This window comes from Streptomyces sp. NPDC096339 (assembly GCF_044762985.1).
Taxonomy (GTDB): Bacteria; Actinomycetota; Actinomycetes; order Streptomycetales; family Streptomycetaceae; genus Streptomyces.
On sequence record NZ_JBIWFI010000024.1, the window covers coordinates 90,353 to 105,215 of the forward strand.

The following is a 14,863-nucleotide window of genomic DNA, read 5'->3' on the forward strand; positions in this document are numbered from 1 at the left end:
GCGGCCGACAGCCGTTCCCGGGGCCCCTCCTCAAGGGAAAATCCGGCGGCGCGGGCAACCGGCTAAGCGCTTGCTCTTGTGTTGGGTGCAACACGTTCCTAGCATCACTGGTGTTACATCAGTTGTGTCACATGGTGGTCCTACGGATGCTGGGGGCTCGATGGCAGTGACAGGGAACGCGACCGCGGGTGGGCACGGCCCGCTCGCCGGAGTGCGGGTCGTCGAACTGGCGGGCATCGGCCCCGGCCCGTTCGCCGCCATGCTCCTCGCCGACCTGGGGGCGGACGTCGTCCGGGTCGACCGGCCCGGCGGTGGCGGGCTCGCGGTCGATCCGGCCTACGACGTCACCAACCGCAACAAGCGCTCCGTCCTGGTCGACCTCAAGTCGGACGGGGGCCCGGCCCGGGTCCTGGACCTGGTCGAGCGGGCCGACGTCCTCATCGAGGGCTTCCGCCCCGGGGTCGCCGAGCGGCTCGGCGTCGGCCCGGCCGACTGCCACGCCCGCAACCCGAAGCTGGTCTACGGCCGGATGACCGGCTGGGGCCAGGAGGGCCCCCTCGCCCACACCGCCGGGCACGACATCGCGTACATCGCCGTGACCGGAGCCCTGGGCATGATCGGAGACCCGGACGGGCCCCCGGCCGTCCCCGCCAACCTCGTCGGCGACTACGCGGGCGGCTCGCTCTACCTGGTGATCGGCGTCCTCGCCGCCCTCCAGCACGCCCGGACCGCCGGCGTCGGCCAGGTCGTCGACGCCGCCATCGTCGACGGCACCGCCCACCTCACCGCCATGATCCACGGCATGATGGCGGCGGGCGGCTGGCAGGACCGCCGCGGGGCGAACCTGCTCGACGGGGGCTGCCCCTTCTACGGCACCTACGAGACCTCCGACGGCGGGTACATGGCGGTCGGCCCGCTGGAGCAGCAGTTCTACGACACCTTCGTGGATCTGCTCGGCATCGGGGACCAGGCCCCGGCCCGCAAGGACCTCGCCCGCTGGGGCGAGCTGCGTCAGACCGTCGCCGGGCGCTTCAAGACCCGTACGCGCGCGGAGTGGACGGCCGTGTTCGAGGGTACGGACGCGTGCGTGGCGCCCGTACTGTCCCTGCGCGAGGCCCCGGAGCACCCGCACCTCGCCGCCCGCGGCACCTTCACGGACTTCGGCGGGATCGTGCAGCCCGCCCCCGCCCCCAGGTTCTCGGCGACCCCGGCCGCCGTCACCGCCGGCCCGGCGCTGCCGGGCGCGCACACCGAGTCGGTGGCAGCGGACTGGGACGTACCGGCCCTGCTGGGGAACGTACTGGAGAACGCGGAGAAGGACGGCTGATGGAACTGTCCATGATGCTCGACTACGCCGGCGACGCCCGCCGGGCCGCCGACCAGGCGGTGGAGCTGGAGTCGGCGGGGCTGGACGCGGTGTGGGTGGCGGAGGCCTGGGGCTTCGACTCCCCGACGATCATGGGCTACCTCGCCGCCCGCACCGAACGGCTGAAGATCGGCTCGGCGATCCTCAACGTCTACTCCCGCACTCCGGGCCTCATCGCCCAGACGGCCGCCGGGCTCGACGAGGTCTCGGGCGGCCGGGCGCTGCTCGGCCTCGGCGCCTCCGGCCCGCAGGTCGTGGAGGGCTGGCACGGGAAGCCGTACGACAGACCGCTCGGCCGGACGCGCGAGACGGTTGACCTGTGCCGGCGCATCTGGCGACGGGAGACGATCGACCACCACGGCATCACCGACATGCCGCTGCCGCCCGAGAAGGGCGGCCGGCACGGCAAGCCGCTGAAGATCCTCACCCGGCCGGTGCGCAGCTCGATCCCCGTCTACATCGCCTCGCTCGGCCCGGCCAACGTGGCGATGACCGCCGAGATCGCCGACGGCTGGCTGCCGACCCTCTTCATCCCCGAGAAGGCGCGGGAGGTGTGGGGCGAACCGCTCGCCCGGGGCGCCGCCAAGCGGTCCCCGGAGCTCGGACCGTTGCAGACGGTGGCGGGCGGCCTGCTCGCCATCGGCGAGGACGCGGCCGCGGCGCGGGACCTCGCGCGCCCGCAGATCGCCCTGTACGTCGGAGGCATGGGCGCGGTCGGCAAGAACTTCTACAACGACCTCGCCGTGGCCTACGGCTACGAGGAGGAGGCCCGCAGGATCCAGGAGCTCTACCTCTCCGGCCGCAAGCGCGACGCAGCGGCCGCCGTCCCGGACGAGTTCTGCGAGCTGATGACGCTGTGCGGGCCCGAGGGCTACGTACGCGAGCGGGTCGAGGCCTTCCGCGAGGCGGGCGTGACCATGCTCAACGTCACGCCCGTGGGTCCCGAGCCGGCCCGGCTGATCGAAACCGTCAGGAACTGGCTTTAGGGAGCTCCTTGTGACCCACCTTGTCACCCATCTTGTGACCCACCCTGTGACCCACCTTGAGGCGAACTTTGAGGCGAACCTTGTGACGAAGCGAGCCGCACGATGAAGCGCCGGATCTTCGACGCCGAGCACGAGGCGTTCCGCGAGAGCGTCCGCACCTTCCTCGTCAAGGAGGTGCTGCCGCACTACGAGCGGTGGGAGAAGGACGGCATCGTCAGCCGCGACGCCTGGCGGGCCGCCGGGCGGCAGGGGCTGCTGGGCCTCGCCGTCCCGGAGGAGTACGGAGGCGGCGGGAACACCGACTTCCGCTACGCCGCCGTGATCGCGGAGGAGTTCACCCGGGCGGGCGCCCCCGGACTGGCCATCGGCCTGCACAACGACATCATCGGCCCCTACCTGACCTCGCTCGCCACCGAGGAGCAGAAGCGCCGCTGGCTGCCCGGCTTCTGCTCGGGCGAGACCATCACCGCCATCGCGATGACCGAGCCCGGCGCGGGCTCCGATCTCCAGGGGATCCGGACGAGCGCGGAGGACCGCGGCGACCACTGGGTGCTCAACGGCTCCAAGACCTTCATCTCCAACGGCATCCTCGCCGACCTGGTGATCGTGGTCGCGAAGACCACCCCCGAGGGCGGGGCCCACGGCCTGTCGCTGCTGGTCGTCGAGCGCGGCATGGAGGGCTTCGAGCGCGGCCGCAACCTCGACAAGATCGGCCAGAAGTCCCAGGACACCGCGGAGTTGTTCTTCAACGACGTACACGTCCCGAAGGAGAACCTGCTCGGCGAGCTGAACGGCGCCTTCGTCCACCTGATGACCAACCTCTCGCAGGAGCGGCTGGGCATCGCGATGGCCGGCATCGCCGCGGCCGAGCACCTGCTGGAGATCACCACCCGGTACGTCAAGGAGCGGGAGGCCTTCGGGCGGCCGCTCTCCAAGCTCCAGCACATCCGGTTCGAGATGGCGGAGATGGCCACCGAGTGCGCGGTCACCCGCACCTTCCTCGACCGGTGCATCGTCGACCACTCGAACGGCGAACTGGACCACGTCCACGCCTCGATGGCCAAGTGGTGGGCCACCGAACTCCAGAAGCGGGTCGCCGACCGCTGCCTGCAACTGCACGGCGGGTACGGATACATGACCGAATACCCGGTCGCGCGGGCCTTCACCGACGGCCGCATCCAGACCATCTACGGCGGCACGACCGAGATCATGAAAGAGGTCATCGGCCGTGCCCTCCTCCGCTAGGCCGTCCCGGCAGCCCCTTCCCGACCCCTACGCTCAGACCTCCCGAAAGGCTTGACCAGTGAGCACCGAAGCGTACGTGTACGACGCGATCCGCACCCCGCGCGGCCGGGGCAAGGCCAACGGCGCCCTGCACGGCACCAAGCCGATCGACCTCGTCGTCGGCCTCATCGACGCCCTGCGCGAGCGCAACCCCGGCCTCGACCCCGCCGGCATCGACGACATCGTGCTCGGCGTCGTCGGCCCGGTCGGCGACCAGGGCTCCGACATCGCCCGTATCGCGGCCATCGCCGCCGGCCTTCCGGACACGGTGGCGGGCGTGCAGGAGAACCGCTTCTGCGCCTCAGGCCTGGAGGCCGTCAACCTGGCCGCCGCCAAGGTCCGCTCCGGCTGGGAGGACCTCGTCCTGGCCGGCGGCGTGGAGTCGATGTCCCGCGTCCCGATGGCCTCCGACGGCGGTGCCTGGTTCAACGACCCGATGACCAACTGGGACGTCAACTTCGTCCCGCAGGGCATCGGCGCCGACCTGATCGCCACCATCGAGGGCTTCTCCCGGCGCGACGTCGACGAGTACGCCGCCCTCTCCCAGGAGCGGGCCGCCGCGGCCATCAAGGACGGCCGCTTCGCCAAGTCCGTCGTCCCGGTCACCGACCGCAACGGCCTGGTCGTCCTCGACCACGACGAGTTCGTCCGCCCGGGGACAACCGCCGACACCCTCGCCAAGCTGAAGCCCTCCTTCGCCGACATCGGCGAGCTCGGCGGCTTCGACGCGGTGGCCCTGCAGAAGTACCACTGGGTCGAGAAGATCGACCACGTCCACCACGCGGGCAACTCCTCCGGCATCGTCGACGGCGCCTCGCTCGTCGCCATCGGCTCCCGCGAGGCGGGGGAGCGGGGCGGTCTGACGCCCCGAGCGCGGATCGTCTCGGCGGCCGTGTCCGGCTCCGAGCCCACCATCATGCTCACCGGCCCCGCCCCCGCCACCCGCAAGGCGCTCGCCAAGGCCGGGCTGACCATCGACGACATCGACCTGATCGAGATCAACGAGGCCTTCGCCGGTGTCGTCCTGCGCTTCGTCAAGGACATGGGCGTCTCCCTCGACAAGGTCAACGTCAACGGCGGCGCCATCGCGCTCGGCCACCCGCTCGGCGCCACCGGCGCGATGATCCTCGGCACGATCGTCGACGAACTGGAGCGCCAGGACAAGCGCTACGGGCTCGTCACCCTCTGCGTCGGTGGCGGCATGGGCGTCGCCACCGTCGTCGAGCGACTCTGACCGGCGTCCTGTATCCCCCAGACCTCCTCTCTGACACGGAAGTAGCGAACATGAGCGAGTCCACCACGATCCGCTGGGAACAGGACGAGACCGGCGTCGTCACCCTGGTCCTCGACGACCCCGACCAGTCCGCGAACACGATGAACCAGGCCTTCAAGGACTCCATCGCGGCCGTCGCCGACCGCGCCGAGGCCGAGAAGGACTCCATCCGAGGCATCATCTACACCTCCGCCAAGAAGACCTTCTTCGCGGGCGGCGACCTCAAGGACATGATCCAACTGCGCCCCGAGCACGCGCAGCTGGCCTTCGACACCGGCACCGCCATCAAGCACTCGCTGCGCCGCATCGAGACCCTCGGCAAGCCCGTCGTCGCCGCGATCAACGGCACGGCCCTCGGCGGCGGTTACGAGATCTGCCTGGCCTCCCACCACCGCGTGGCCCTCGACGCCCCCGGTTCCAAGATCGGCCTGCCCGAGGTCACCCTCGGCCTGCTCCCGGCCGGCGGCGGCGTCACCCGCACCGTCCGTCTCATGGGCATCGCCGACGCCCTGCTCAAGGTGCTGCTCCAGGGCACCCAGTACAACCCGCAGCGCGCCCTGGACAACGGCCTGGTCCACGAACTGGCCGCCACCCCGGAGGAGATGCTGGCCAAGGCCCGTGCCTTCATCGACGCGAATCCCGAGTCGAAGCAGCCCTGGGACGTCCCCGGTTACAAGATCCCGGGCGGTACGCCGTCCAACCCGCGGTTCGCCGCCAACCTCCCGGCCTTCCCGGCCAACCTGAAGAAGCAGCTCAACGGGGCCCCGTACCCGGCGCCGCGCAACATCCTCGCCTGCGCCGTCGAGGGCGCCCAGGTGGACTTCGAGACCGCGCTGACCATCGAGGCCCGGTACTTCACCGAGCTGGTCACCGGGCAGACCGCCAAGAACATGATCCAGGCGTTCTTCTTCGACCTCCAGGCCGTCAACGCGGGTCGCAGCCGCCCGCAGGGCGTCGCCCCGCGCAAGGTCGCCAAGGTCGCCGTGCTCGGTGCCGGGATGATGGGCGCGGGCATCGCCTACTCCTGTGCCCGCGCGGGCATCGAGGTGGTCCTCAAGGACGTCTCCGCCAAGGCCGCCGCGAAGGGCAAGGCGTACTCCGAGAAGCTGCTCGACAAGGCGGTATCGCGCGGCCGTACCACCGAGGCCCAGCGCGCCGAGCTGCTCGCCCGGATCACGCCGACCGCGGACGCCGCCGACCTCGCGGGCTGCGACGCCGTCATCGAGGCCGTCTTCGAGGACACCGCCCTCAAGCACAAGGTGTTCCAGGAGATCCAGGACGTCGTCGCACCGGACGCGCTGCTGTGCTCCAACACCTCCACGCTGCCCATCACGGGCCTGGCGGAGGGGGTTTCGCGGCCCGTCGACTTCATCGGGCTGCACTTCTTCTCGCCCGTCGACAAGATGCCGCTCGTCGAGATCATCAAGGGGGAGCGGACCGGCGACGAGGCCATCGCCCGTGCCTTCGACCTGGTCCGCCAGATCAACAAGACCCCGATCGTGGTCAACGACTCGCGCGGCTTCTTCACCTCGCGGGTCATCGGCCAGTTCATCAACGAGGGCGTTGCGATGGTCGGCGAGGGCATCGAGCCCGCCTCGATCGAGCAGGCCGCGGCCCAGGCCGGGTACCCGGCCAAGGTCCTCTCGCTGATGGACGAGCTCACCCTCACCCTCCCGCGCAAGATCCGCAACGAGACGCGCAAGGCCTTCGAGGCCGAGGGCCGGGCGTGGTCGGAGCACCCCGCCGACACCGTCATCGACCGCATGGTGGACGACTTCGGCCGCCCCGGGCGCAGCGGTGGCGCCGGCTTCTACGAGTACGACGAGAGCGGCAAGCGCACCCGCATCTGGCCGGGGCTGCGCGAGCACTTCGCCAAGCCGGACGCGGAGATCCCGTTCGAGGCCATGAAGGAGCGGATGCTCTTCTCCGAGGCCCTGGACACCGTCCGCTGCCTCGACGAGGGGGTCCTGACCTCGATCGCCGACGCCAACATCGGTTCGATCATGGGCATCGGCTTCCCGGCCTGGACCGGTGGCGTGATCCAGTACATCAACGGTTACGAGGGCGGCCTGCCGGGCTTCGTGGCCCGCGCCCGTGAGCTCGCCGCGCAGTACGGGGAGCGCTTCACCCCGCCGGCCTCCCTGGTGGAGAAGGCCGGACGGGGCGAGACGTACACCGACTAGCGAGGCGCACGCGGAAGGCGGGCCGGTTCCTTCCCGGCCCGCCTTTCCGTTTCGGGGGTCCGTCCGTTCAGGGCAGCGTCCAGAACTGCCGGGTCACGAGGTAGAAGACGATCGCCCAGAACCCGAGCGCCGCCGCGACGATGCCGAGTCCGACGAGGTTGGTCCGCAGCGGCGGTGCGTCCGGCGCGGGCCACAGCCACCGCCTGAGCAGCCTGTTCACGTAGTACGGCATGGTGAAGAAGCTCATGGCGAGGCTCGACAGCAGGTTGCCGATGAGCAGCCCGATCCAGATCGGCAGCTTCAGCGGGGACAGGGCGAGCGCCAGCAGCACGACGGTCGGGTAGAGGCCCACCCAGACCGCTATGGCGGTCTTCGTCTCCGAGGGCGGCGGTGCTTCCCTGCCGTTCTCCTCGAACGCGAACCAGCTGCCGAACGAGTTCTCGATCGTGTGGAGTTTGAAGTCGAACCTCTCTCCTTCGGCGAGCATCTGCCGCCGCTTCTCCGACGTCAGCCAGGCGTCGAGGTGTTCGGCGTTGTCGTAGCGGTACAGGGTGGTCCACTCGTCCTGGAGGCCTTCGACGGGGCGGAAGATCTCGGTGCCTCGGAAGCCCGGGAACCTGCCCTCCTCCTCGCTCATCCGGCGCTGCCACTGGAGGAAGTCGTCGACCTGGTCCGGGTGGACCCGGTGGGTCACCACCACGGTCACCAGTGGGTCCTCGGGCAGGCTGCCTCCGCTGATGACCTGCTGGGTGCCGGGGCCGTCGAAGAACTCCTCCCCGATGTCGAGGAGCCGCTGCCGGGTCGCGCCGTTCATCCAGGCCTGCAGATGGGCGATCGAGTCGAACCGGTAGACGACGACCCAGTCGGGCTGCCGCTCCGTCGGAGGGGTCACCTCGGCGCCCAGGTGCCCGGCGTACCGGGAGGCGGCGGCGTTGACGCCCTCCTGCCACTTCTCGTACTCCCGGTCCATGCCGGGCCGGATCCGGTGACCGATGATGACGGTGGCCGCGGCGCCGGCCTGCTGCCCGGTGGTCATCGTCTCGGGCCCCGCCGGGCCGACTGGCTCTCACCGAGCCGGCTGTAGATCCGCTCCGGGGTGAGGGGCAGCTCGCGGTAGCGGACTCCCGTGGCGTCGCGCAGCGCGTTCGCCAGCGCGGGCGCCACCGGGTTGATGCAGCATTCCGCCATCCCCTTCGAGTGCATGGCCCCGACGGAGTCGGCGGAGCTCACCAGGAGCAGGTCGGTGCGCGGCACGTCGGCGTAGGTGGGGATCCGGTAGTTGCGCAGGTTCGGGTTGGACATGACCCCGTCCGCGTCGACCATGAAGTTCTCGGTCAGGGCGAATCCGATGCCCTGGGCGACGCCCCCGTCGACCTGGCCGCGGACCTGCTCGGGGTTGATGAGGACGCCCGCGTCGGCCGCGTGGACGCTGTAGAGGATGCGGATCTCACCGGTCACCCGGTGGACGGCGATGCGGAACCCCTGTGCGTTGGAGGTGACGCTGCGGGGCGAGCCGTAGGCCTTGCGGGCGGCGGTGAACCGGATGCCGCGGTCGCGGGCCACGGCGACGAGATCGGCCAGGGGCACGCGGTCGTCCCCGCAGAGGACGTGGTCGTCGTCCATCGAGCACATCACGACGTGGACGCCCGTTTCCGCGGCGGCGAACTCCAGGATGCGGTCGCGCACGGCGTTGGCCGCCCGCAGGACGGCGTTGCCCGCCACGAACAGGCCCGCGCTCGCGAAGGCGCCGGTGTCGAACCCGGTGCGGTCGGTGTCCGACTGCACCAGGCGGATCCGGGACGGTGTCGTACCCAGCTGGTTGGCCGCGATCTGGACGTGCGCGGTCGACGTGCCCTCGCCGAACTCGACCGTGCCGATGGCGAGTTCGTAGACCAGGTCGTCGCCGAGCGTGACCCAGGCCTCGGAGATGTGCTCCGTCGGGGGCGCGGTCTCGTGCATGGAACTGGCCATGCCGGTCCCCACGAGCCACCCGGGGCCGGGGGAGGGCTGGTCGGCCGTCCGGGCCAGCTCGCCGGCCACGAGGTCGATGCACTTGGCGAGCCCGTCCTCGTTGAACATCACGTCGTCGGGGCCGTCGTGCAGCGCGATGAGCGAATCGCCGGGGCGCACGATGTTGCGGCGGCGCAGTTCGAGCGGGTCCATGTGGAGGGCGAGGGCCAACTCGTCCATCGCGCACTCCACGGCGAAGGCCGGCTGGGTCATCCCGTACCCGCGCAGGGCGCCGCTCGGAACGATGTTCGTGTAGACGGAGTAGGCGTCGTACTTCTTGTTGGGGCAGCGGTAGAGCATGACGGCGGAGCCGCCCGCGTACAGGGTCTCCCCGCCGTGGTTGCCGTAGGCGCCCGTATTGGACACGTTGCGGACCTGCAGGGCGGTGAGCGTGCCGTCGTCCTTCGCGCCGAGCCTGACCGTCAGTTTCATCGGGTGGCGGGGCGAGGCCGTGGTGAACTCCTCCTCGCGCGTGAACTCGAAGCAGACGGGCCGCCCGGTGTCCAGGGCGGCGAGGGCGGCCAGGTCCTCGGTGATGACCTCCTGCTTGCCGCCGAAACCGCCGCCGACGCGCTTGCAGAACACGCGGAGCTGGTCGGGGCGCAGCGCGAACAGGTAGGCCAGTTTGACCTTGGCGATCGACGGCGACTGCGAGCTGGTGCGCACGTTGAGCCGGCCGTCCTCCATCCAGGCGATCGAGCCGTGGGTCTCCAGGTGGGCGTGCTGCACGCGCGGCGAGGAGTAGGTGCCCTCGTGGATCACGTCGGCCGCCGCGAACCCCGCGTCGACGTCGCCGACGTGCGAGTGGATCTCCACCAGGAGGTTGTGGACGGAGTCGCGCACGAACGGATCCTCGGAGTCGTGCAGTTGGGGTGCGCCGTCGGCCATGGCCTCCTCGGGGTCGAAGACCGCGGGCAGCACCTCGTACTCGACGACCAGCTTGCGGCAGCCCTCCTCCGCCGCACCGACCGTGTCGGCGGCGACGACGGCGACGCGCTGTCCTGCGAAGCGGACGGTGTCGTCGAGGATGTAGGTGTCGTCCGGATCGACGAGGTGGTCGGTGTGGATCGCCGTGGTGAACCGTTTGCGCGGCACGTCCTGCCAGGTGTAGACGCGCTGGACACCGGGGACCGCGAGGGCGGCGGACTTGTCGATCGAGACGATCCGGGCGTGGGCGTGGGGCGAGTGCAGCACCTTGAGGTGCAGCATCCCTTCCATCCGGGTGTCCATGGTGAACTCGGCCCGGCCGGTGACCACGTCCTCGGCGGCGGGCGCGCCGACGCTCCTTCCGACGGCCTTGCCCGGGGCGGCGGTCTGCACGTGGGCGACGCCCTTGACCGCGTCCTCGATCGCCCGGTATCCGGTGCAACGGCAGAGGTTGCCCTTCAACGCCCGGGGCAGGTCGGCCTTCTGCTCCTCCGTGAAGGTCGCCGAGGTCATGATCATCCCCGCGGTGCAGAAACCGCACTGGAAGCCGGGGGCGTCCCGGAACCGCTGCTGCACGGGATGCAGGTCGCCGGGCGAGCCGAGCCCCTCGATCGTGGTCACCTCACGGCCCTCCGCGCGGAAGGCCGGGGTGATGCAGCTGTGCACCGGAACGCCGTCCAGCCACACGGTGCACGCGCCGCAGTCGCCCGCGTCGCAGCCCTTCTTGACGCCGAAGTGGCCGAGCGCGCGCAGGAAGGTGCGCAGGCACTGGCCGGGCCCGGGCTCCGCGTCGAAGCTCCGTCCGTTGACGAGGTAGGTCATGCCGGGCCCCCATGGATGAGTTCGCCGCGGATCTCTTCGGCGAAGTGCCGCGTCAGGTGACGACGGTGGTCGGGCGTCCCGTTGGGGTCGGCGAACCACACGTCGGCGGGGATGGCGTCGATGCTCTCCCGCAGGGTGTGGGCATCGGGCATGCTCTCGAAGGCGAACCGCACCGGCCGCGTGGTGCCCGCGGTGACCGTGAGCAGCAGATTGCTCGTTCCGGGCGTGTGCGTGCCGATGAGGAACACGGTCGAGCGGCCGAGGTGGGTCAGGGTGAAGCGGCGGTGGGCGGCGCGTTTGCGCAGGGCGTGCGCCGGAATGTCGATCCGGCGCAGTATCTCCCCGGGCGCGAGGACGTTGCGGTTGTTCCCGGTCACGAAGTCGAGGGCGTCGACGGTGCGTACGGAACCGTCGGCGGCCCACAGTTCGTACCGCGCCTCCAGCGCGACCGAGAGCGTGATCATCGGGCCGGCCGGCAGCGACATGCAGATGTTCCCGCCGACGGTGGCCGCGTTCCAGACCTTGAACGAGGACAGGAACGCCTCGCAGGCCGTCCGGATGAGGCCGCCCGCGGTCCACTCCGCGGGCGGCGCGAAGGCGTACAGGTCGCGGATGGTGCACGTGGCACCGATCTCCAGGCCTGCGTCGCCGGGGACGAGGGGGTCCCAGGGCAGCGACGTCAGGTCGACCAGGCGGCGCAGATCGGGCTGCTCCGCGGAGAACAGCCAGGTGCCGCCCGCGAGCCAGGCGTCCCCGTCGTGCCAGTCGGAGCCAGGCCGGTCGGCGGGCCGCCGGACGACTTCGGTGATGGTGTTGAGGTCCATGGGAATCGAGCTCCCTCACGAAGGCATCGTGAACTGCTCAGGGGTGGACCGGCCCGGCACGGAGCTTCCCCTTCACGGTACCCAGGACGGTCCGGCCCCGCGCGCCGAGGCCGGGCCCTGGGCCGTGGGCGCCGAGGCCGGCCCCGCGCGCCGAGCCGGCCCGCGCGGCCGGGCCGGGGCCGCGTGCCGAGGCCGGGCCCCGGGCCCCGCGCGTCGAGCCCGGCCCCATGCGTCGAGCCCGGCCCCGCGCGTCGAGCCCGGCCCCGCGCGTCGAGCCCGGCCCCGCGCGTCGCGCCCGGCCCCGCGCGTCGAGCCCGGCCCCATGCGTCGCGCCCGGCCCCGCGCGTCGAGCCGGGGTCCGGGGCAGGCGCCCGGTTTCGGCGCGCGCGTCACCGGCCGCGCGGGGCCGGCGCCCTGGCCGGACCGACGGCGCCGGGCGAGCCCGCCGTGTTCGTACCGCTCGCGCGTACTACGCGCCGGGCTGCTCGCCGGATTCGAACGCCGCCCGCAGTTCCTCGCGCAGGGACCGCTGGAAGGCCGTCACCAGGGCCTGCACCACCATCGGCTGCATGTGCGCCGACAGCGCCTTCATCGACTCCACCCGCTCCGGATCGCTCTCGCCCTCGGTGAACGGACCCCACACCTCGTCCCGGAACAGCGCCGTCAGTTCGTGCGCCGCCGACCGCGTGTGCTCCGTCAGCACCGTGCGCGCCGCCAGGATCGTCTCGTGCGCGATCGGTACGTCGAGCAGCGCGACCCCCAGCCGCAGCAGCCCCACGTCCACCCGGAACCCGTCGCCCGAGGCCGCGAGCACGTTCATCGCCGTCAGCCGCCGCACGTCGGAGTCCGACAGGCTCCGCCCGGCCCGCTTCTCCAGATCCGCCCGCGAGACCTCCTGCGCCGCGTCCGGGGCCCAACTGGCCACCATCGCCCGGTGGATCGCCAGATCGTGCGCGCTCAGATCGTCCGGCAGGGCCTCCAGATAGCGCTGGCAGGCCGACAGGGTCATCCCCTGGTGCTGGAGCTCCTCGATCAGCGCCAGCCGCGACAGGTGCTCCGGCCCGTAGTGGCCCACCCGACGAGGTCCGATCACGGGAGGGGGCAAAAGCCCGCGCGTGCTGTAGAACCGTACGGTGCGCACGGTGACGCCCGCCCTGGCCGCCAGCTCGTCGACGGTGAGCATCGGCTCGGGTGCCTGGTCGGCCATCGTCTGCGCCTCGCTCTCTGCTGCACGGCTTGGGTTCAACAGTATTGCTGTCGCACCAACGATGTGAAACGGCCAGGAGCTGCCCATGACCACGAACCTGCGACTGCCCGGACGACCCGAAGAGATCACCTTCCCCGCCCTGCTGGCCCGCAACGCCGCCGAACACGGGGACCTGCCGGCCCTCTCGTGGCGCTCGGGAGACGGCTGGGAGACCCTCACCTGGAGCGAGGTCCGCCGCAAGGTCGCCGTCCTCGCCTCCGGATACGCCGCCCTCGGCGTCGAGCGCGGCGAGCACGTCCTGATGATGATGGGCAACCGCCCCGAGCACTGGCTCAGCGACCTCGCCCTCGTCCACCTCGGCGCCGTCCCCGTCACCGTGTACGGGACCTCCGCGCCCGAGCAGATCGCCCACATCGCCCGCCACAGCCGGGCCAGGATCGCCGTCGTCGAGGGCGCCCGGGAACTGGCCCGGTGGGAGCCGCTGCTGGCCGACGACAGCACGCCCCTGGAACGCCTGGTCGTCGCCGAGCCCGCCGAGGCCGGCCCGCACGCCACCTACGGCTCCCTGTACGCGAGTGGTGCCCGGCTGTACGGGGCCGAGGCCTTCGAGAAGGCCTGGCAGGACACCGCCCCCGAGGACCCGCTGACCGTCGTCTACACCTCGGGCACCACCGGCGACCCCAAGGGCGTCCGCCTCACCCACCGCAACCTGGTGCTCCAGGCGGTCCGCCTCGACCGGCACGTCGAACTGCCCGAGCACGCCGAGCACATCTGCTACCTGCCCTTCGCGCACATCGCGGAGCGCGTCCTCGGCATCTACCTGCCCCTGCTGCGCGCCGCCCACGTCCGGCTGTGCGCCGACCCGACCGCCGTGTCCGCCGCCGTCCGCGAACTGCACCCCGTGCAGTTCTTCGGGGTGCCGCGGGTCTGGGAGAAGCTCGCCGCCTCCGTACGGGCCGTCCTCGCGCAGCTCCCCGAGGAGCAGCGGCGGGCCATCGAGGCCGCGGGCGACCTGGCCCGCACCCGGGCCGGCCACCGGGAGCGGGCCGAAGAGGTCCCGGCCGAGCTGGAGGACTCGTACGCCTCGGCCAAGGAACGGGTCCTGGACCCGCTGCTGCGCCTCGCGGGCCTCGACCGGCTCGTCTGGACGGCCAGCGCCACCGCGCCGATGCCGCTCGACGTGGTGCGTTTCTGGGCCGGCTGGGGGATCACCATCATGGACGCCTGGGGGCTCACCGAGACCTCCGGCGTGTGCACGGTCAACAGCCCGGACGGCTTCCGGCTCGGCTCGGTCGGCCGCGCGATCGAGGGGCTGGAGCTGAGGCTCGCCGAGGACGGGGAGATCCTCACCCGGGGCGAGACCGTCTTCGCGGGCTATCTGCGCCCCGACGGATCGGTGGACAGCGCCTCCGACGCCGAGGGCTGGTTCCCGACGGGGGACATCGGCCGGCTCGACGAGGACGGGTTCCTCTGGATCACCGACCGCAAGAAGGAACTGATCATCACCTCGAACGGCAAGAACGTCTCGCCGGCCCTGGTGGAGAACACCGTCAAGGAGCACCCGCTGATCGGCCAGGCCCTGGTGCACGGCGACGGCCGCTCCTACCTCGTCGCCCTGCTGGTCCTGGACGCGGAACTGGCCCCCGCCTGGGCCGCGGCCAGGGGCATCGAGGCCGCCTCGCCCGGCGCGCTCGCCGAACACCCGGCCGTCCGGGAGGAGATCGCCCGCGCGGTCGAGGCTGCCAACGCGAGGCTGAACCGTACCGAGCAGATCAAGCGGTACCGGCTGCTGACCGAGGAGTGGGGCCCCGAGACCGGAGAGCTCACCCCGTCGCTGAAGCTCCGCCGCCGGGTGGTCCGGGAGAAGTACGGGGACCTGATCGAGGGCCTGTACGAGGAGGCGCGCGAGACTCCGTAACCCGTATGGGCGTGTCCGGTGGGCGGCCTGCCACCCACCGGACAAGGATGGGCAAATGTGGAT

At 71.4% G+C, this 14,863-nt stretch carries 10 protein-coding genes; 6 read left to right on the forward strand and 4 right to left on the reverse strand.

Going from position 1 to position 14,863, the window contains the following annotated elements; all coding sequences use genetic code 11:
- The first annotated feature begins 160 nt into the window (after positions 1-160).
- The 5 genes from ACIQ5Y_RS26525 to ACIQ5Y_RS26545 all read left to right on the forward strand — a co-directional run bounded on the left by ACIQ5Y_RS26525 (position 161) and on the right by ACIQ5Y_RS26545 (position 7,092).
- Positions 161-1,327 carry a CaiB/BaiF CoA transferase family protein gene (locus tag ACIQ5Y_RS26525; RefSeq protein ID WP_403885343.1) on the forward strand — a complete coding sequence of 389 codons (1,167 nt, stop codon included), beginning with the start codon at positions 161-163 and terminating at the stop codon, positions 1,325-1,327.
- Positions 1,327-2,352 carry an LLM class F420-dependent oxidoreductase gene (locus ACIQ5Y_RS26530; protein WP_403885345.1) on the forward strand — a complete coding sequence of 342 codons (1,026 nt, stop codon included), beginning with the start codon at positions 1,327-1,329 and terminating at the stop codon, positions 2,350-2,352. Before ACIQ5Y_RS26525 ends, ACIQ5Y_RS26530 begins: the two co-directional genes overlap by 1 nt.
- A gap of 102 nt (positions 2,353-2,454) precedes the next feature.
- Entirely contained in the window at positions 2,455-3,597 is a 1,143-nt protein-coding gene (locus ACIQ5Y_RS26535; protein WP_403885348.1) for an acyl-CoA dehydrogenase family protein, read from the forward strand.
- A gap of 58 nt (positions 3,598-3,655) precedes the next feature.
- On the forward strand, positions 3,656-4,870 hold the full coding sequence (locus ACIQ5Y_RS26540; protein ID WP_403885351.1) for an acetyl-CoA C-acetyltransferase: 1,215 nt from the start codon (positions 3,656-3,658) through the stop codon (positions 4,868-4,870).
- A gap of 50 nt (positions 4,871-4,920) precedes the next feature.
- Positions 4,921-7,092: a 3-hydroxyacyl-CoA dehydrogenase NAD-binding domain-containing protein gene (locus tag ACIQ5Y_RS26545; protein WP_403885354.1), complete on the forward strand. Its 2,172-nt coding sequence runs from the start codon at positions 4,921-4,923 to the stop codon at positions 7,090-7,092.
- A gap of 67 nt (positions 7,093-7,159) precedes the next feature.
- Here ACIQ5Y_RS26545 and ACIQ5Y_RS26550 read toward each other — a convergent pair whose 3' ends face one another.
- The 4 genes from ACIQ5Y_RS26550 to ACIQ5Y_RS26565 all read right to left on the reverse strand — a co-directional run bounded on the left by ACIQ5Y_RS26550 (position 7,160) and on the right by ACIQ5Y_RS26565 (position 12,882).
- Positions 7,160-8,128: an antibiotic biosynthesis monooxygenase gene (locus tag ACIQ5Y_RS26550; protein ID WP_403885357.1), complete on the reverse strand. Its 969-nt coding sequence runs from the start codon at positions 8,126-8,128 to the stop codon at positions 7,160-7,162.
- Entirely contained in the window at positions 8,125-10,851 is a 2,727-nt protein-coding gene (locus ACIQ5Y_RS26555; protein ID WP_403885360.1) for a molybdopterin-dependent oxidoreductase, read from the reverse strand. The genes ACIQ5Y_RS26550 and ACIQ5Y_RS26555 overlap by 4 nt, the downstream gene beginning before the upstream one ends.
- Positions 10,848-11,675 (reverse strand): FAD binding domain-containing protein, encoded by an 828-nt coding sequence (locus ACIQ5Y_RS26560; protein ID WP_403885363.1) that lies wholly within the window; start codon positions 11,673-11,675, stop codon positions 10,848-10,850. Before ACIQ5Y_RS26560 ends, ACIQ5Y_RS26555 begins: the two co-directional genes overlap by 4 nt.
- 469 nt (positions 11,676-12,144) lie before the next feature.
- Positions 12,145-12,882 carry a MerR family transcriptional regulator gene (locus tag ACIQ5Y_RS26565; protein ID WP_403885366.1) on the reverse strand — a complete coding sequence of 246 codons (738 nt, stop codon included), beginning with the start codon at positions 12,880-12,882 and terminating at the stop codon, positions 12,145-12,147.
- An 85-nt stretch (positions 12,883-12,967) separates the two neighbouring features.
- Between ACIQ5Y_RS26565 and ACIQ5Y_RS26570 the strand changes: the two genes are divergently transcribed.
- Positions 12,968-14,800 carry an AMP-dependent synthetase/ligase gene (locus ACIQ5Y_RS26570; protein WP_403885369.1) on the forward strand — a complete coding sequence of 611 codons (1,833 nt, stop codon included), beginning with the start codon at positions 12,968-12,970 and terminating at the stop codon, positions 14,798-14,800.
- Positions 14,801-14,863: the final 63 nt, after the last annotated feature.